Source organism: Phenylobacterium deserti, from assembly GCF_003254705.1.
Classification (GTDB): domain Bacteria; phylum Pseudomonadota; class Alphaproteobacteria; order Caulobacterales; family Caulobacteraceae; genus Phenylobacterium; species Phenylobacterium deserti.
Genome location: NZ_QFYR01000001.1, coordinates 374,629 through 391,168, shown reverse-complemented (window position 1 = coordinate 391,168; position 16,540 = coordinate 374,629). Strand labels below are relative to the sequence as shown.

Here is a 16,540-nt window from a genome sequence, read left to right as displayed (position 1 = left end):
GGCGTCAGGCCGATCGCGCTTGGTCGGCGATTTCCGGACGCGGCGCTGACACGGCTCGGGCCATGGCTTCCAGCAGGTCCTGGATGTGGAACGGCTTGGTGCTGTGGTCGGTGAAGCCCAGGTCCAGATAGCGCTGGCGCCCGCCGGAGGTGACATCGGCGGTCAGGGCCACCACAGGCGCGAAGCGGTTCGGCCCTTCAGTGGCGCGCAGGCGCGCCAGCACCGTCTCGCCAGTCATGCCTGGCATCTGGATGTCCATCAGAACGAGGTCGAATACCTGGGCGGCCAGGCTGGACAGGGCTTCGGGACCGCTCGCCGCCTTGACGAGTTCGTGCCCCAGGCTGGTCAGCAGCTGGTCCAGGACCATGAGGTTGACCGGGTTGTCGTCGACGGCCAGCACCCGCAGGTGGTCGATCTGCGGCGCCTCGGTGCGCGCTGGCGCGGGGCGATTGGCGCCGAACGCCTGCGCCAGCTCCAGGGGCAGTTCCACCGTGAAGGTGGAGCCCACGTCCGGCGTGCTCTCTACGTTGATCCGCCCGTCCATCAGCTCCGTCAGCTGCTTGGCGATGGAAAGGCCAAGGCCGGTGCCGGCGCCACGCGTGTCGCTCAGATCGGCCTGAGAAAAGCGGTCGAAGAGGGTGGGCAGGGCGTGGGCTGCGATGCCAGGTCCGGTGTCCTTCACCGACAGCCTGACCATCACCAGGCCGTCGGCGTGCGGACGCGCCTCGGCGATCACCTGGACCGAGCCCTTGGCGGTGAACTTCAGGGCGTTGCCGATCAGGTTGAACAGGATCTGCCGCATCCGCAGCGCATCCATCCAGACGAAGTCCGGCACGTCGTCCGTCACCTGGAGTATCAGGCTGACGCCCTTCTCCTGCGCGCGGGCGTTCCAGAAACCGACCAGCCGGTCGAGGAACAGGCGCAGGTCCTCCACGCCTCGAACAATCTTAAGGTGGCCGGCGTCGATCTTCGAGACGTCCAGCACGTCGTTGAGGATGGCGAGCAGGTATTCGCCGCTGTCGATCAGGGTCGCCAAGCGTTCGATCTGGACCGGGTCCTTCTCGTCGCGCTGCAGCAGTTGAGCCATCCCCAGCACGCCGTTCATGGGCGTGCGGATCTCATGGCTCATGGTGGCCAGGAAATTGGACTTGGCGAGGTTCGCCTCGCGAGCTGCCTCGCGCGCCTGGTCGGCGGCCGCATGTTCGGCCAGCGCCTGATCCCGGGCGGCGGCCAGGTCCCTCACCAGGACGAGGTTCGCCTCGAACGCCGCTTGGCGGCCCTGCACCATCTTCACGGCCCGCTCGGAGATCACCAGCAGGACGCCGAGCAGCGCGGCCAGTGCAATGCCTAAAGCCGCCAGGCCACCGGCGGTCAGGTGGGTCGCGGCGAAGGCGACGGCCGCCACGGGCGGCGCGGCGAGGCTCCAGAACACGGCGCGCGAGGCCGAGCCCGCGGCCGGCGCGTAAACGATCACCGTCAGGCAGACGACGGCCAGGTAGAGCGCTTCCGGCACGTCGCCCATCAAAGACATCAAGACTGGCGGCGCGAGATAGATGATGGTCCGCAACAGCGAGGCAACGGCGGCGGGGCCAAAGCGGCCGGTGTCCCGCGCCTCGCGCGCTCGCTCCGTCAGCCAACGGCGCATCCAGATGTGGAACAGAACCTCATAGCTCAGGGCCGCCACAAGCCCGCCCAGCGCGACCAAGGGATGGCCGAGCAGGGTGCCGCAGAGCGCCGCAGCGAAGTTCACGGCGAACCGGACCGGCAGCGGCAGGCGCACCTCGGCGGCGGTGAGCTGCAAGCTTTTCAGCTCGACTCCCACCCCGGCGGTTTCCTCGCCGGACTCGGTCCTGTGCTCTCGAGCGACCATCAACACCCCAATTTGGGCGAAACTAGCCGCGATTGGTAAAGCTTAGAGAAACAACCAAAAAAGTTCCTGGTCGGAGCCCTGGGGCGGCTCAGGCCGAGAGCGCTTCCGCCGCAACGGCTGCGAGGTCGTCCGCTCCCGAGCGGAGTCCTTCGGCGACACCCGGCGCAAGGGCCAGAACATGGTCGGCGTAGACGCGGGCCAAAGCCAACTTCGAACGGGCCCAGGCCTCGTCCGAGCCGGCTGCCGCAAGGGCTTGCCGGGCCAGCATCCAGCCGCCGATGACGTCGCCGGCCAAGCGCAGGTACGGAGTGGCCGCCGCCAGCGTGTCCGCGCCGGGGTGAGCCAGGATCCAGTCGCCCGCCTCCTGGAGCGCCGCCGCCCCAGCCGCCAGCCGCCGGCCGACGCCTGCCAGCTCGGCCTGTCCGGTCAGTTGCTCCGCGGTCAGCAGGATCTCGGCGCACAGCTCCCGCATGACCGCGCCCTGCGCCATGGGCAGCTTGCGGCCGACCAGGTCCATGGCCTGAATGCCGTTGGTGCCTTCATAGATCGGCGCGATGCGGGCGTCGCGATAGTGCTGGGCCGCGCCAGTCTCTTCGATGAAGCCCATGCCGCCGTGGACCTGCACGCCCATGGAGGCGACCTCCACACCGACGTCCGTCGACCAGGCCTTGGCGATGGGCGTGAGCAGCTCCTGCCTGGCCTGAGCCGCCGCTCGCTCGGTCTCGTCCTCAGCCAGCCGCGCCAGGTCCGACAGCACTCCAGTGGTGAGGCAGATGCCGCGCGCCGCCTCGATCTTCGCCTTCATCAACAGCAGGGTGCGGCGCACGTCGGGGTGGTCGAAGATCGCGGCCGGATAGTCCTGCGACCACACTGAACGGCCTTGCCGGCGTTCCTGAGAGAAGGCGAGCGCCTGCTGGAAGGCCCTCTCGGCGATGCCCACGCCTTCCACGCCCACCTGCAGGCGCGCGGCGTTCATCATGATGAACATGTGGGCGAGGCCCTTGCCCAGTTCGCCAACCAGCTCCGCCTTCGCGCCTTCGAACAGCATCACGCAGGTGGGGGAGGCGTGGATGCCCAGCTTGTGCTCGATGCCGCCTGGCCGCAGCTCGTTGAGCTCACCCAGCGAACCGTCGTCGTTGACCAGCCGCTTGGTGGCCAGGAACAGGCTGATGCCCTTCACGCCGGGCGGCGCATCAGGGGTCCGGGCGAGCACCAGGTGGCAGATGTTGTCCGTGGCGTCATGGTCGCCCCAGGTGATGTAGATCTTCTGGCCGTAGAGCCGGTACCCGCCCTCGCCATCCGGCTCCGCGCGGGTTGTGAGGCCGGCCAGGTCCGATCCCGCCTGCGGCTCGGTCAGGTTCATGGTGCCGGTCCATTCGCCGGACACCAGCTTGGGCAGCACCAGCCGCTTCTGGCGCTCCGTCCCTTGCAAGGTCAGCGCTTCAATGGCGCCCTGGGTCAGGGTCGGGCAAAGGCCGAACGCCATGTTGGCCGCGTGCACCATCTCGAACACGGCCAGCTCCAGCGCCTTGGTCAGCCCCTGGCCGCCATGCTCCGGATCGGCGGACAGCGAGTTCCAGCCGGCCTGGGCGAAGGCCCGGTAGGCGTCGGCGAAGCCTGGCGCTGCGGTCACTCGCCCGTTTTCGTACCGCGCCCCTTCCAGGTCGCCGCGGCGGTTCAACGGGGCCAGCACCTCGGTGGTGAAGGCGCCCGCCGCTTCCAGCACGGCCGCCACCGTCTCCTCGTCCAGCTCCGGGAATGCCCGTGCGATCAGGGCGTCGTGGCCAACGGTCTTGAGCGCAAACAGCAGATCTCGAACGGGGGCGCGGAAGGTCATGGGCAAGCCTCTGATGTGTCCAACAACCGTTTAGGCGAAGGGCAGGGCGGCTCCAAGGCTGCCCCAAGGGGAACCATCGGACCCACCCAGGGTTGGGCGTCCGAATCTCCGCTCCGAGGAAAAACCTAAATGTCTGAAGCCCTGAAACCGCTCGCCGTCGTCACCGGCGCCTCCTCCGGCATCGGCTACGAACTGGCCAAGATCGCCGTCGAGAACGGCTATGACCTCGTCATTGCGGCCGACCGTCCCGAGATCGTGGAGGCGGCGCAGGCCTTCCAGGGCATGGGCGCCAAGGTCGATCACCTGCAGGTGGACCTTTCCACCAAGGAGGGTGTCGACGAGCTCGTTCAGCTGATCGGCGGCCGCCCCGTTGACGCCCTGCTGGCGAACGCCGGCCATGGCCTCGGCCATGCTTTCCTCGAGCAGAGCTTCGAGGACATCCTGCACGTGGTGAACACCAACATCACCGGCACCATCTATCTGGTGCAGCAGGTCGCCAAGCCAATGGTCCAGCGCGACAAGGGCAAGATCCTGTTCACCGGCTCCATCGCGGGCCTGATGCCCGGGACTTTCCAGGCGGTCTACAACGGCACCAAGGCGTTCATCGACTCCTTCTCCTTCGCCCTGCGCAATGAGCTGAAGGACACTGGGATCACCGTCACCTGTCTGATGCCCGGCCCCACCGACACCGACTTCTTCGAACGCGCCGGCATGGAAGACACCAAGGTCGGCTCGGACAAGAAGGACGATCCCGCCATGGTCGCCCGCGTCGGCTGGAACGCCATGGAGAAGGGCGAGGGCGACGTCGTGGCCGGCTTCAAGAACAAGGTGCAGGCCGCAATGAGCGCCATCACCCCGCAAAGCGGCCTGGCCGAGATGCACCGCGGCATGGCCGAGCCTGGCTCCGGCCAGCAATAGCTCCGCTCTTGGGCTGGACAGGATGGGGGGCGCCGTGCCCCAAATCGCATCCTGTCCTTCCTTGAGCCTGGAGTGACCCATGAGCGATGTGCGGCGGCGGCCCGAGCAGGTTGGAAGCGGGCGCTATCCGGCTGTTGCGATCCTGCTGCACTGGACGATCGCCGCCCTGATCATCGCCCAGGTGGTGCTGGCGGGCCGGATGGAGGGCCCGCGCTCGCCCGAGACCTTCGCCGTCGTCCAGCTCCACAAGTCGATCGGCGTGACGGTGCTGCTGCTGACGCTGGCGCGCATCGCGTGGCGTCTGATCAACCCGCCGCCGCCGATGCCAAAGACCATGCCGCACTGGCAGCGCGTGTTGGCCGGGGCTACCCACGTCGGCTTCTACGTCATCATGCTGGGCATGCCGCTGACCGGCTGGATCATGAGCTCGACCAGCGCTCTGGCCCGACCTTTCATCCTCTATGGCGTGGTCCCGTGGTTCAACATCCCCGGCCTGCGGGGGATGGAAGCGCTGCATGATGGAGCCGAGACGGGCCACAGCTGGCTGATCAAGGTCTTCTACGTGCTGATCGCCCTGCACGTGGCCGGCGCGCTGAAGCATCAGTTCTTCAGCCGCAACGAGCCGGTGCTGGCCCGCATGGCGCCTGGCGCGATGGCCGGCCGCATCCTGGAGCCGCGCCTGCTGCTGATCGTGCTGGGTGTGGCGGGGGTGATCGCCGCGGCGCGTTTCCTGCCGCCTCCGGACCCGGGCTTCCGGCCCGCCCCCGCCACCGTCTCGCCTGCCGCCCCGCCGGAGCCGGCGGAGGCCAGCGGCCCCCACGAAGAGGCTGCGGGGCGTGACCTTGGCCCGCAACAATCTCCGCAGCCCTAGGCGCGAAGGCCGGGCCGGTGTAACCGCCCGCTGGTGAGCACGCCCGACGCCCAACAGATCGCCGCCGCGGCCGACGCCCTGCGCGCCGGCGGGCTGGTGATCATGCCCACAGAGACAGTCTACGGGCTCGCGGCGAATGCGGCCGACCCTCGCGCCGTGGCGGCCGTCTACGAGGCCAAGGGCCGCCCCAGCTTCAACCCTCTGATCGTCCATGTGCCCGATGTGGCCGCGGCTCGCCGCCTCGGACGCTTCGACGCCCGCGCCGAAGCGCTCGCTCAGCGGTTCTGGCCGGGCCCGCTCACCCTCGTGCTGCCGGTGGCGGAGGAGGGCGCGGTCAGCGACCTGGCTCGCGCCGGCCTGGACACTGTCGCGCTCAGGGCGCCCGCTCACCCTGTGGCCCGCGCCCTGCTGCAAGCCTTCGGCGGCCCGGTGGTGGCGCCCTCGGCCAACCGCTCCGGGCGGCCCAGCCCCACCACCTACGCCGATGCGGTCGACGAGACCGGCGCCGCAGCATCGGGCGCCCTGGACGGCGGGCCCTGCGCCGTCGGGCTGGAGTCCACCGTGGTGGCGCTGCTGGACCAGGCCCGGCTGCTGCGCCCCGGCTCCGTCACCCGCGCAGAGATCGAGGCGGTGATCGGCCCCCTGGAAGAGGCGGAAGCGGACGCCAAGCGCTCGCCCGGTCGGATGACCCGCCACTACGCGCCGAACGCGCCGGTCCGGCTGGACATCGAGGCCCCGGCTCCAGGCGAAGCCTTCTTGGCCTTCGGATCTGCGCCCGACGGTGAGCGCATCTGGAACCTGAGCCCCACGGGCGACCTCGCCGAGGCGGCAGCCAACCTCTTCGCCTTTCTGCGAGCCGCCGACCGGAGCGCGCCGGTCGCCATCGCCGTAGCGCCCATTCCGCAGACGGGCCTTGGCGAAGCGATCAACGACCGCTTACGGCGCGCGGCGGGCTTTGTGGGCTGAGATCCCGGCGCTATCTTCCGGGCCATGACCGTGCCCGTTCCCGCCGATGTCCTGTCCCGCCTGAAAGCCGTGCTCGGCGAAGGCGGTTGGAGCCAGGATCCTGACCGTCTCGCACCCAAGCTTGTGGAGTGGCGCGGCCGCTGGACGGGCGAGAGCCCTCTGCTCGCCCTGCCCAAGACGACCGAGGAGGTGGCCGCCGTGGTCGGCATCTGCTTCGAGGCCGGCGTGCCGATCACCACCCAGGGCGGCAACACCGGACTGGTGGGCGGGCAGATCCCGCGCGGCGAGATCCTGCTGTCCACCGAGCGCATGCGGGCGATCCGCGATGTGGAACCCTATGACGACGTGCTGGTCGCCGAGGCTGGCGTGAAGCTCGCGGAAGTTCACGAGGCCGCCGCCGCCGTGCGTCGTCGCTTCCCGCTGGGCCTTGCGTCCGAAGGCTCCGCCACGGTCGGCGGCGCGGTATCGACCAACGCCGGCGGCACCCAGGTCCTGCGCTATGGCATGATGCGCAACCTGGTGCTGGGTCTCGAAGCCGTGCTGCCCAACGGCGAGATCTGGAACGGCCTGAAGCGGCTGCGCAAGGACAACACCGGCTACGACCTGAAGCAGCTGCTGATCGGCGGGGAGGGAACCCTGGGCGTGGTCACCGCCGCGGCGCTGAAGCTCTACCCCGTCATGGCCTCGCGGGCCGTCGCCTTCATCGGTCTGGAGAGCCCGGCCGACGCGATCAAGCTGCTGGCCCGGGCCAAGGAGGAGACCGGCGGCGCCGTCGAGGCCTTCGAGCTGCTGGCCCGGATCGGCATCGAATTCGCTGTGAAGAACGTGCCGGGCACGCGCGATCCGCTGCCTGAGGCGCATCCCTGGTACGTGCTGGCGGAGTTCAGCTCGGGCGAAGCCGGCTCGGCGGAAGCCGCCATGGAGCGGTTCCTGTCCCAAGCGCTGGAAGACGGCCTCGTACGCGATGCGGTGGTGGCGCAGACGGAAGGCCAGGCCAAGGCGCTCTGGGCGATCCGCGAGGACCAGTCCGTCGCCCAGAAGCCGGAGGGCGTCATCTGGAAGCACGACGTTGCCGTGCCGGTCAGCCAGGTGGCCGACTTCATCGCGCGCGCCAACGCCGCGGTGCTCGACGTGGCGCCCCGAGCCCGGATCCTGGCTTTCGGTCACGTGGGCGACGGCAACATCCACTATGACGTGGTCCAGCCCGAGAGCGGCGCGGCCGATCCGGAGCACTCCGCCCGCCGTGAGGAAGGCATGCTCAGAGTGCACGATATCGCTGCGTCGATGAGCGGCTCGATCAGCGCCGAGCACGGGCTTGGCGTGATGAAGACGGCCGAGGCCCTGCGCTACAAGGCGCCGGTGGAGGTCGAGGTGATGCGGGCCATTCGCAACGCCATGGACCCCAAGCGGATCATGAACCCACGGGTGCTCTTCTAGGCTCCGGCGGGGCTTGGCTTGGCCCGGAACTCGCGCCAAGAACGGCCGCGATGCTGATCGTCCTTTCCCCTGCCAAGTCGCTCGATTTCACCGCCGCCCCGGACTCCGTTCCGCTGACTGCGCCCCAGCTCACCGACCAGACGGCGGAGCTGGCCAAGGTGACCAGGAAGCTGACGGCGGCTGACCTGAAGCGGCTGATGTCGCTGTCGGACAACCTCGCCAAGCTGAACCGTGAGCGCTTCCAGTCCTTCGACCCGGCGTCGGAGGAAGGGCTGCAGGCCGCGTTTGCCTTCAACGGCGATGTCTACACGGGCCTGAAGGCGCGAGAGCTCGACAAGAAGGGGCTGGCGTGGGCGCAGGAGCACGTGCGCATCCTGTCTGGGCTCTACGGCCTGTTGCGCCCGCTGGACGCCATCCAGCCCTATCGCCTCGAGATGGGGGTCAAGCTGAAGACCAAGCGCGGCCAGAGCCTTTACGACTTCTGGGGCGACCGGATCTCCGTGGCGCTCAACGAGGCGGCCATGGGGCACAAGGACAAGACGCTCGTGAACTGCGCCAGCGGCGAGTACTTCGGGGCGGTGGATCGCGGGGCGCTCAAGCTTCCCGTGCTGTCCTGCCGGTTCCTGGAAGAAAAGGACGGCGAGCGCCGGATCATCTCCTTCTACGCTAAGAAGGCGCGGGGCCTGCTTGCCCGCTGGGCGATCGACAACCGGATGCAGCGCGCCGAGGATTTGAAGGCGTTCGACACAGCGGACTACCGCTACGATCCGCAAGCCTCCAGCGAGGCCGAGTTTACCTTCGTCCGGCCGCAGCCCCCGCCGCCGGCCGCCAGCCGCAGCAAGGAGGCCTGAGATGGCCGTCGACTACCAGCTCAAGGGCCAGGCCGCGATCGTCACCGGCTCCACCAGCGGCATCGGCCAGGCGATGGCCCGGGCGCTGGCGCGGCAGGGCGTCGACGTCGTGCTGAACGGCTTCGGCGAGGCCGCCGCCATCGAGTCCGACCGCGCGGCGCTGGAGGCCGAAACGGGCGTGCGGGTCCGCTACCACAGCGCCGACATGTTCAAGCCCGAGCAGATCGCCGAGCTGGTGGCTTTCGCCCAGGCCGAGTTCGGGCGCCTGGATATCTTGGTGAACAACGCCGGCATCCAGCACGTGGCCCCCGTGGAGGATTTCCCGCCGGCCAAGTGGGACGCGATCATCGCCATCAATCTGTCGTCGGTGTTCCACGCCACCCAGGCGGCCGTGCCGATCATGAAGGCGCAGGGGCGCGGGCGGATCGTCAACCTCGCCTCGGCGCACGGCCTGGTCGCTTCGCCATTCAAGTCGGCCTACGTGGCCGCAAAGCACGGGGTTGTGGGCTTCACCAAGTCGGTCGCGCTGGAGCTGGCGCGCACGGACATCACCGTCAACGCCATCTGCCCCGGCTATGTGAAGACGCCGCTGGTCGAGGCCCAGATCACCGATCAGGCCAAGGCGCGCAACATGCCCGTCGATCGGGTGCTGGAAGACGTCATCCTGGCCGCCCAGCCGAACAAGCGGTTCGTGGAGTACGACCACCTGGCCGGCCTGCTGCTCTACCTGGTCTCCGACATGGGCGGCTCGACGACGGGGGCTGCTCTCAGCGTCGACGGGGGCTGGACGGCGGCCTAGGCCGCGTTCGCCAGGAAGCCGGTCGGGTCCTTCGCGAAGTCGGCAAAATCGGCGATGCAGCCGCGCCAGGCGTTCAGGTGCATCAGCATCTCATCCCGGTTTGTGCGGGGAAACACCAAGGCCGAGTACTCCACGTGGGCCTTGCCGGAGCGGTCCTGATAGACGCGGCACATCACCGACGTCTGATTGAAGCCGTTGATCTGGGCCATCGTTGGTGAGCCCTCGGCGCCCAAGCGGTCGAACAGAACCGCCTGGCACGCCTTGCCCTGCGGGTTGCAGCCGGCGAACTGGGCCGAGAACACCTCCGTCGGCGACGTCACGGTCATGAACACCGCATCTCCGTCGGTTCGCGCGATCTGCGCCTTGGCGTCCACGGACGCCAGCAGGCTGATAAAGGCGTTCGGATCGCCGGCGTCGTAGCCGCTGGTCCGGGCCGGCGCGGGCTTTGCTGCGGCCTTGGCGGCGGCAGGCTTGGCGGGCGCCTTGGGCGCCGGCTTTGCGGGCGCGGCCCCCATGCAAAGAAGGGCGGCTGCGGCGAGGAGCAGGGTCTTGCGAAGCATCATCGCCCCTTATCAGAGCCTGCACTTGGGCGGGAGCGTGTCTGTCCGGTTTCCATAGCGTGAGTTCCTGGCCGTCTATAAACTTGGGCGTGTGTTCATGGAGGGGCTCATGGGTTTCGGACTTGCTTTCGTCTTCATCGTCCTGGCCGCGGTGGTGCTGTTCGGGGCCGTGAAGATCGTGCCGCAGGGGCGCGAGTACACGGTGGAGCGGTTCGGCCGCTACACGCGTACCCTGAAGCCCGGCATCAGCTTCCTGACGCCCTTCGTGGAAGGCGTCGGGCGCAAGGTGAACATGATGGAGCAGGTGCTCGATGTGCCACGCCAGGAAGTGATCACCAAGGACAACGCCGTGGTGCAGGTCGACGGGATCGTCTTCACCCAGGTGATGGATGCGGCCGCCGCGGCCTACCGGGTCGACAACCTCAACTACGCCATCGCCCAGCTAGCGATGACCAACCTGCGCACGGTCGTGGGCTCCATGGAGCTCGACGAGGTGCTGTCGCAGCGTGACCAGATCAACTCGCGGCTGCTGGACGTCATCGACCAGGCCACCAGCCCGTGGGGCGTGAAGGTGGCCCGCATCGAGATCAAGGACCTGCAGCCGCCGCCGGACATCTCCAACGCCATGGCCCGTCAGATGAAGGCCGAGCGCGAGCGTCGCGCGGTGATCACCGAAGCCGACGGGGAGAAGCAGGCCGCCATCGCGCGCGCCGAGGGCGCCAAGCAGGCGGCCATCCTGGAGGCCGAAGGCCGGCGTGAAGCCGCGTTCCGCGACGCCGAAGCCCGTGAGCGGGCGGCCGAAGCGGAAGCCACCGCGACGGAGCTCGTGTCCAACGCCATCGCCAAGGGCGACGTGAACGCCATCAACTACTTCGTGGCCCAGAAGTACGTGGAAGCCTTCGGCAAGCTCGCTGAGAGCCCGCAGCAGAAGACGGTGATCGTGCCCGCCGAGATGAGCTCGCTGGTCGGCTCGATCGCGGGTGTGGCCGAACTGGTGAACACCGCCCAGACCGGGCCCCGCTCGCCAACTCCGGCGCCCGCCACGCCGCGGGCGCGGCCGCCCCGCGGCTCCGCCGTCCCGCCGACGGAGGCCTGATCATGAACGCGGTTTCCGATCTCTACGCCGCTCACGCGTTCTGGCTCTGGATCGCTGCGGCGGCGGCCCTGCTGGCGATCGAGGTGGCGACGGGCTCGGGGTGGCTCCTGTGGGCCGCCGCCTCGGCCGCGGTGGCGGCCTTCCTGGCCCGCTTTCTGGGGCTGTCGCTGCCCGAGGCGCTCCTGGCGTTCGCAGTCCTGACGATGGCCTCCAGCCTGCTGGCGCGGCGCTACTTCCCGCGCTCGCTCCGCGCCCAGGACAACGACATCAATGATAACATCAGCCGCCTGGTCGGGCAGCAGGGCCAGGCGGTCGCGGCCTTCCGCAACCGGGTCGGCCGGGTGTTCATCGATGGCAAGGAGTGGGCTGCGGAGCTCGAGAGCGCCGAGCGCATCGACGCTGGCGCGCGGGTGGAGGTGGTCGGCGTGGACGGGGCCCGCCTCAAGGTGCGTCCCAACTGACTGAAAACTAGGCTGTACGTCACACTTCCGGCGTCTTCACGGCTCAACTTGACCCTGGCTTGTTCGGGGCGCTTATGTGCGCGCCGAAGGGAAACATCCCGACGGAACACCCAGGAGAGACGTGAGTATGAGGCCAAAGAAACTGGGGCTGATCGCTGCCCTGGCTGCCGTGGCGCTGGCCCCCGCGGTTGTGCATTCCGCCCAAAAGCAGCAGGCCGCTGTGACCGACGCCGATCGCAAGGCGGGCATGGCCGCCGCGCCGGCCCTTGTGCAGACCGCCGGCGTGCCCTGCCAGGTCTCCGACGCGCGCCTGATCGGCAAGAACGAGGACAAGAAGGCCAAGACCTCGACGACCTTCTATGAAGTCGCCTGCTCGGGTCAAATGGGCTTCGTGCTGCAGGCCCCGCAGGGCGGTGCGCCCAGCGCCTTCAATTGCCTGGAATCCAGCGCGGAAGCGACGCCCGGCCAGGAGTCGGCGCTGAAGTGCAAGCTGCCCGCCAACTCCGATCCCAAGGCTGGTCTCGCCCCGGCGATCGCCAAGGCTGGCGTGCCCTGCACCCTCGAGAACGCCCGTGCGCTCGGCCAGACCAAGACCAACAGCATCTTCGAAGTCGCCTGTCAGGGCGGCGCCGGATACGTGCTGCTGACCAGCGCGCCGTTCGACGCCTCTAAGGCGGTCGAGGCGCAGAACTGCCTCAACTACGACGATGCCCAGGGCAACATCAAATGCACCCTCACCGAGAAGGCCACGCGCCTGGCGGTGGTGGATCGCTACGCCCAGCAAGCCAACGTCGGCTGCACCGTGAAGGACCGTCGCTACGTCGGCACTTCGAAGGGTGGCGACAACTTCTTCGAAGCCTCCTGCCAGGACGGCAAGGGCTACATCTTCCGCGTCGATAACAAGGGCGCCGTGGCCCAGAACTGGGATTGCGCCCGCGCCACCCAGATCCTCGGCGGCTGCACCCTCACCGACGCCCGTGAAGCTGCGACCCAGCAAGCCGGCCTCTACACCAAGCTCGCCAAGTCGGCCGGTTCGAACTGCGACGTCGATCGCTACGCGGTGTTCCCGCCGCGCGGCACCGACGAAGTCGTCGAGATGGTCTGCAAGGACGGCAAGGGCGCCGTCGGCGTCTTCAAGACCAACGGCACGGGCCAAGTCCTCGGCTGCGGCCACGCCCTGGCCGCCGGCTACAAGTGCTCGCTGACCCAGGACAACGGCTACGCCGCTCTGACCGCCGACCTGCGCAAGCACAACGTCAAGACCTGCACCGTCTCCAACGCCCGGCCGACCGGCCAAACGGCGAAGGGCACCGTGTTCGTCGAAGTCGCCTGCTCGGACGGCTACAAGGGCTACCTGATCGAGTACAACGTGAACCCGACCGTCAGCGCTGTCGGCGCCACGGGCTGCGCCATGGCGCCGGGCACCTGCAAGCTGCCGGGCAATACCTAAGCCTCAGCTTCGGCAAGAAGACGGAAGGCCCGCGGTTCATCCCGCGGGCCTTTTCTTTTGCGGGTCAGATCGCCGCTTCGATGAACATCGGGCCGCGCTCAGCCATGGCCCGGGCGAAGGCCGCGTCGAACGCTTCGGCCGTCTCGCAGCGCACCGCCGGCACGCCCAGGCCGCTCGCCACCGCCACCCAGTCGATCCGCGGATCGCTCAGGTCGAGCAGCTTGGAGGCCGCAGGTCCGGCTTCACCCGCCCCGGTGCGCGACAGCTCGATCCCCAGGATCCGGTAGGCGTGGTTGGCGAACACGATCGCCGTGACGTCCAGCTGCTCGCGCGCCGCGGTCCACAGCGCCTGCAGGGTGTACATGGCCGCCCCGTCGCCGTTCAGCGAAACCACCTTGCGATCCGGTGCGGCCACGGCGGCGCCGACGGCCAGCGGCAGGCCTGCCCCAATTGCTCCGCCGGTCAAAGCCAGCACCTCGTGCGGGGCTGCCGTCATGGCAGGCACCGCAACTCCGCCCCCGGAGGTGACGCTGTCGTCGCACAGGATCGCGCCCTCCGGCAGGTGGCGGGCGATGGCTTGACCGGCGCTGAACGCGCTTAACGGACCAATGGGCCCGCTGTCGGGCCGCTGCAGCGGCTGAGCCGGTCCGGACGCAGGCGCGCCCAACGCGTCCGCCAAGGCTGCCAGCGCCGCAATCGCATCCTCAGCCCGGTCCGCAAGCGACTGCGTCGCGCATCCTTCGGGCACGAGAACGCTGGGCCGGTCAGGATAGGCGAAGAAGGCCACCGGCTGGGTGGTCCCGGCGAACACCATCAGGTCCACGCCCTCCAGTTCCGAGAGCGCCATCTCGCCGAAGTAAGGCATCCGCCGCGGCGAGAACACGCCGGCCCCGCGCGCCATTCGGCCGACAAAGGTGTCCGCATAGATCGACACGCCCGCCGCAGACAGCCGCGCCGCCTGCGCCAGCCCCTCGGCTCGGCAGGCCTGACCGCCGATCAGGACGACGGGCCGGCTTGCGGCCTGGATCGCCCGCGCGGCCGCCTCCACGGCATCGGAGCCGGGCGGCCGGCGCATGGGCCTGGGCGCCACCACCACCTCGCTGGCGGTCTCCAGCCAGGCCGCGTCCGCTGGAAGGATCAGGCTGGCTGATCCGCAAGGCGGCGTCAGGCTGGCCGCCACCGCCTCGGCGGCCAGGGCGGAAACCTCGTGCGGGCTGTCGGCCGACTTCACCCACAGGGAGTTCGGCCGCGCCAGGCTCTCGATGTCCGACGCCAACGGCGCGTCGAACTGCCGGTGATAGGTCGCGTGGTCGCCGATGATGTTGACGATCGGCGTGAAGGCCCGGCGCGCGTTGTGCAGGTTGGCCACGCCGTTTCCGTAACCTGGACCCAGGTGCAGCAGGGTGCAGGCCGGCTTGTCCGCCATGCGGCCGTAGCCGTCTGCGGCCCCAGTCGCCACCCCTTCGAAAAGGCACAGCACAGGCCGCATGGCTGGCTCGCGATCCAGCGCCGCCACGAACTGCATTTCGCTGGTGCCGGGGTTGGCGAAGCAGGCGGTCACCTCGTTGGCGACCAGGGTGCAGATCAGGGCGTCGGCGCCGTTCATGGGAACTCCATCACATCAGGGGGCGGCGGATCGGCGAACAGCCGCTCCACGGCGGCGGCCCGTCTGGCGCGGGCCAGGCTCTGGGCGATGTAGCCCTTGTCGGTGATCTCACCGGCCAGAGCGTCGGGCCCTTCGGGCAGCACCAGCGCGCGGCGCACGCGCCCGCCCACGCCCTTGGACTTAGCGTTCAGCCGCTCGATCCCGGCGCGAACGGCGAGCGCGACCGCATCCGGCTCCAGCGCGGGCGAGGGATAAAGCAGCAGACCCACCGCCGACTGGCCCTCGCCGCAAACCACAGCATCGGTCACCGCTCCGCCGATGGCCGACACGGCCGCGATGCGCAGGTCCCCCACGCTGACGAAGCTGCCGCTCGCGAGCTTGAAGTTCTCGGACAGGCGCCCGTCATAGATCAGCCCCTGGGCCGGATCGGCCGGATCGACAAAGCGAGCCGCGTCGCCCAGTCGATAGAAGCCTTCCTCGTCGAAGGCGTCGGCAGATAGGTCCGGACGACCCAGATAGCCGGGGGTCACCTGCGGGCCCTTCACCCGGAACTCCAGCTTGCCGTCACGCGGCGTAAGCCGCACGGCCGTGCCCGGCACAGGCAGGCCGATCAGGCCCATTCGCTGGTTCGGCCAATGGACGTTGCACGCCGTGGGGCCGGTCTCCGTCGCGCCATACCCGCTGGCGAAGCTGATCCGCTCCCCCACCGTGCGCACCGCCACCACCTGGATGCGGTCGGCCACCACCTGGCCCAGGGCTGCCCCGCCGTACTGCAGGATGCGCACCCGCTCGAAGAACCGCCGGGCCAGCGCCTCATCCCGCTCCAAGGCGTCCACAAGCAGCATCCAGCCGGCCGGCACCATGTTGTGGTAGGTGGTCGCCACCTCGGCCAGGTTACGCAACGTCTCGCCGAACGCCGCCGCCGTGGGCTGGCCGCCGTCGATGTGCAGCGTCCCGCCCCGGTGCAGCATCATGTGCAGGATCGCATTCGCGCCCAGGCTGTGGCTCCAGGGCGCGGCGTTGACCATCACCGGCGGCTCGGGGTCATCGAAGCAGGCGGCGATCTGGGCCGAGTTCAGGGCGATGTTCGCCTGGGTGACGATCACCGCTTTCGGATGGCCGGTTGAGCCGGAGGTCAGCAGGTACTTGGCGTGGTCCGCCGGCCGGGCCGTGGGAGCCAAGGGGCTCGCGCGCAGCAGGCTCTCCAAGGCGATGTCGCCAGGACGCGGGTTGCGGCCTGCGATCACCGGCCGGCCGGCCAGGGCCTCGGCCGACAGCCCGGTGGCGAACAGGGCCGCGTCCTCCACGAACACCGCCGCCGGCCGCAGGATTTTGCAGGCGTGCGACAGGCGGCTCAGGTGCGCACCGGGCAGGCCATACTGAGGCGACACCGGCGCGGCGGGGATGGCCTGGCTCATGGCCGCATAGGTGATCAGCGCATGGTCGACGCCGTTGCGCGCCAGGATCAGCAGCGGCCGCTCGCCCGTGAGTCCAAGCTGGCGCAGCCCGCCGGCCAAGGCCTGAACTTGTTCGAACGCTTCGGCGAAACTCACCCTCCGCCACCCCGCGCCGGCACGCTCGGCCAGCCAGGTCCGGCCGGGCGCAACCCGCGCCCAATAGGCCAGGGCGTCGGAGGTGGTCTGGAAATCCGTGGAGAACGGCTGGCTGTTGGACAGCACCATCTCGCCGCCCGCATGCTGCTCGACCTCCAGCCGCCGCGGCGCATAGCGCGGATCGCGCATAGGGGCGGCGGAGACGTGAAGCTCGGCGTCCATCCCCGCTGTTATTTCAAGCCGGCGAGCCCTTGGAAAGGCAGGC

14 protein-coding genes are annotated in these 16,540 nt (G+C 69.2%); 9 read left to right on the top strand and 5 right to left on the bottom strand.

What is annotated here, in order from left to right:
* Positions 1 to 4: 4 nt before the first annotated feature.
* Both DJ018_RS01940 and DJ018_RS01935 read right to left on the bottom strand, forming a co-directional pair.
* Entirely contained in the window at positions 5 to 1,870 is a 1,866-nt protein-coding gene (locus tag DJ018_RS01940; RefSeq protein ID WP_133254202.1) for an ATP-binding protein, read from the bottom strand.
* Positions 1,871 to 1,958: 88 nt separating this feature from the next.
* The gene (locus tag DJ018_RS01935) at positions 1,959 to 3,707 is read right to left on the bottom strand and encodes an acyl-CoA dehydrogenase family protein (protein ID WP_111513109.1); all 1,749 of its coding nucleotides are present in this window, start codon (positions 3,705 to 3,707) and stop codon (positions 1,959 to 1,961) included.
* A 129-nt stretch (positions 3,708 to 3,836) separates the two neighbouring features.
* Between DJ018_RS01935 and DJ018_RS01930 the strand changes: the two genes are divergently transcribed.
* From DJ018_RS01930 to DJ018_RS01905, 6 genes are all read left to right on the top strand, one after another.
* Positions 3,837 to 4,625, top strand: a complete 789-nt coding sequence (locus DJ018_RS01930) for an SDR family NAD(P)-dependent oxidoreductase (protein WP_111513108.1) — start codon at positions 3,837 to 3,839, stop codon at positions 4,623 to 4,625.
* 79 nt (positions 4,626 to 4,704) lie between these two features.
* A complete protein-coding gene (locus DJ018_RS01925; RefSeq protein WP_111513107.1) occupies positions 4,705 to 5,496 on the top strand; it encodes a cytochrome b in 792 nt (263 codons plus the stop codon).
* A gap of 33 nt (positions 5,497 to 5,529) precedes the next feature.
* A complete protein-coding gene (locus DJ018_RS01920; RefSeq protein WP_165842770.1) occupies positions 5,530 to 6,462 on the top strand; it encodes an L-threonylcarbamoyladenylate synthase in 933 nt (310 codons plus the stop codon).
* A gap of 24 nt (positions 6,463 to 6,486) precedes the next feature.
* On the top strand, positions 6,487 to 7,899 hold the full coding sequence (locus DJ018_RS01915; RefSeq protein ID WP_111513105.1) for an FAD-binding oxidoreductase: 1,413 nt from the start codon (positions 6,487 to 6,489) through the stop codon (positions 7,897 to 7,899).
* Between the two features lie 50 nt (positions 7,900 to 7,949).
* Positions 7,950 to 8,750, top strand: a complete 801-nt coding sequence (gene yaaA, locus DJ018_RS01910) for a peroxide stress protein YaaA (protein WP_111513104.1) — start codon at positions 7,950 to 7,952, stop codon at positions 8,748 to 8,750.
* A 1-nt stretch (position 8,751) separates the two neighbouring features.
* Complete coding sequence (locus DJ018_RS01905; protein ID WP_111513103.1) at positions 8,752 to 9,549, top strand: 3-hydroxybutyrate dehydrogenase; 798 nt, start codon at positions 8,752 to 8,754, stop codon at positions 9,547 to 9,549.
* Here the strand turns inward: DJ018_RS01905 and DJ018_RS01900 are convergent.
* Complete coding sequence (locus DJ018_RS01900; RefSeq protein ID WP_133254201.1) at positions 9,546 to 10,109, bottom strand: type III secretion system chaperone family protein; 564 nt, start codon at positions 10,107 to 10,109, stop codon at positions 9,546 to 9,548. The two genes, DJ018_RS01905 and DJ018_RS01900, sit on opposite strands and share 4 nt — an antisense overlap.
* Before the next feature lie 109 nt (positions 10,110 to 10,218).
* Here DJ018_RS01900 and DJ018_RS01895 point away from each other — a divergent pair, with 109 nt between their 5' ends.
* The 3 genes from DJ018_RS01895 to DJ018_RS01885 all read left to right on the top strand — a co-directional run bounded on the left by DJ018_RS01895 (position 10,219) and on the right by DJ018_RS01885 (position 13,116).
* A complete protein-coding gene (locus DJ018_RS01895) occupies positions 10,219 to 11,205 on the top strand; it encodes an SPFH domain-containing protein (RefSeq protein WP_111513101.1) in 987 nt (328 codons plus the stop codon).
* A 2-nt stretch (positions 11,206 to 11,207) separates the two neighbouring features.
* Positions 11,208 to 11,666, top strand: a complete 459-nt coding sequence (locus tag DJ018_RS01890) for an NfeD family protein (protein WP_240609430.1) — start codon at positions 11,208 to 11,210, stop codon at positions 11,664 to 11,666.
* Between the two features lie 127 nt (positions 11,667 to 11,793).
* Complete coding sequence (locus DJ018_RS01885) at positions 11,794 to 13,116, top strand: hypothetical protein (RefSeq protein WP_111513099.1); 1,323 nt, start codon at positions 11,794 to 11,796, stop codon at positions 13,114 to 13,116.
* 64 nt (positions 13,117 to 13,180) lie between these two features.
* Here the strand turns inward: DJ018_RS01885 and DJ018_RS01880 are convergent, their stop codons facing one another.
* Positions 13,181 to 14,722: an acetolactate synthase large subunit gene (locus DJ018_RS01880; RefSeq protein ID WP_111513098.1), complete on the bottom strand. Its 1,542-nt coding sequence runs from the start codon at positions 14,720 to 14,722 to the stop codon at positions 13,181 to 13,183.
* Positions 14,719 to 16,497, bottom strand: a complete 1,779-nt coding sequence (locus DJ018_RS01875; protein WP_111513097.1) for a feruloyl-CoA synthase — start codon at positions 16,495 to 16,497, stop codon at positions 14,719 to 14,721. Before DJ018_RS01875 ends, DJ018_RS01880 begins: the two co-directional genes overlap by 4 nt.
* Positions 16,498 to 16,540 lie beyond the last annotated feature (43 nt).

Excerpts from the sequence above, each read along its gene's own strand:
- DJ018_RS01940 (WP_133254202.1), bottom strand. The coding sequence starts at position 1,870 with ATGGTCGCTCGAGAGCACAGGACCGAGTCCGGCGAGGAAACCGCCGGG.
- DJ018_RS01935 (WP_111513109.1), bottom strand. The coding sequence starts at position 3,707 with ATGACCTTCCGCGCCCCCGTTCGAGATCTGCTGTTTGCGCTCAAGACC.
- DJ018_RS01930 (WP_111513108.1), top strand. The coding sequence starts at position 3,837 with ATGTCTGAAGCCCTGAAACCGCTCGCCGTCGTCACCGGCGCCTCCTCC.
- DJ018_RS01925 (WP_111513107.1), top strand. The coding sequence starts at position 4,705 with ATGAGCGATGTGCGGCGGCGGCCCGAGCAGGTTGGAAGCGGGCGCTAT.
- DJ018_RS01915 (WP_111513105.1), top strand. The coding sequence starts at position 6,487 with ATGACCGTGCCCGTTCCCGCCGATGTCCTGTCCCGCCTGAAAGCCGTG.
- yaaA (WP_111513104.1), top strand. The coding sequence starts at position 7,950 with ATGCTGATCGTCCTTTCCCCTGCCAAGTCGCTCGATTTCACCGCCGCC.
- DJ018_RS01905 (WP_111513103.1), top strand. The coding sequence starts at position 8,752 with ATGGCCGTCGACTACCAGCTCAAGGGCCAGGCCGCGATCGTCACCGGC.
- DJ018_RS01900 (WP_133254201.1), bottom strand. The coding sequence starts at position 10,109 with ATGCTTCGCAAGACCCTGCTCCTCGCCGCAGCCGCCCTTCTTTGCATG.
- DJ018_RS01895 (WP_111513101.1), top strand. The coding sequence starts at position 10,219 with ATGGGTTTCGGACTTGCTTTCGTCTTCATCGTCCTGGCCGCGGTGGTG.
- DJ018_RS01890 (WP_240609430.1), top strand. The coding sequence starts at position 11,208 with ATGAACGCGGTTTCCGATCTCTACGCCGCTCACGCGTTCTGGCTCTGG.
- DJ018_RS01885 (WP_111513099.1), top strand. The coding sequence starts at position 11,794 with ATGAGGCCAAAGAAACTGGGGCTGATCGCTGCCCTGGCTGCCGTGGCG.
- DJ018_RS01880 (WP_111513098.1), bottom strand. The coding sequence starts at position 14,722 with ATGAACGGCGCCGACGCCCTGATCTGCACCCTGGTCGCCAACGAGGTG.
- DJ018_RS01875 (WP_111513097.1), bottom strand. The coding sequence starts at position 16,497 with ATGGACGCCGAGCTTCACGTCTCCGCCGCCCCTATGCGCGATCCGCGC.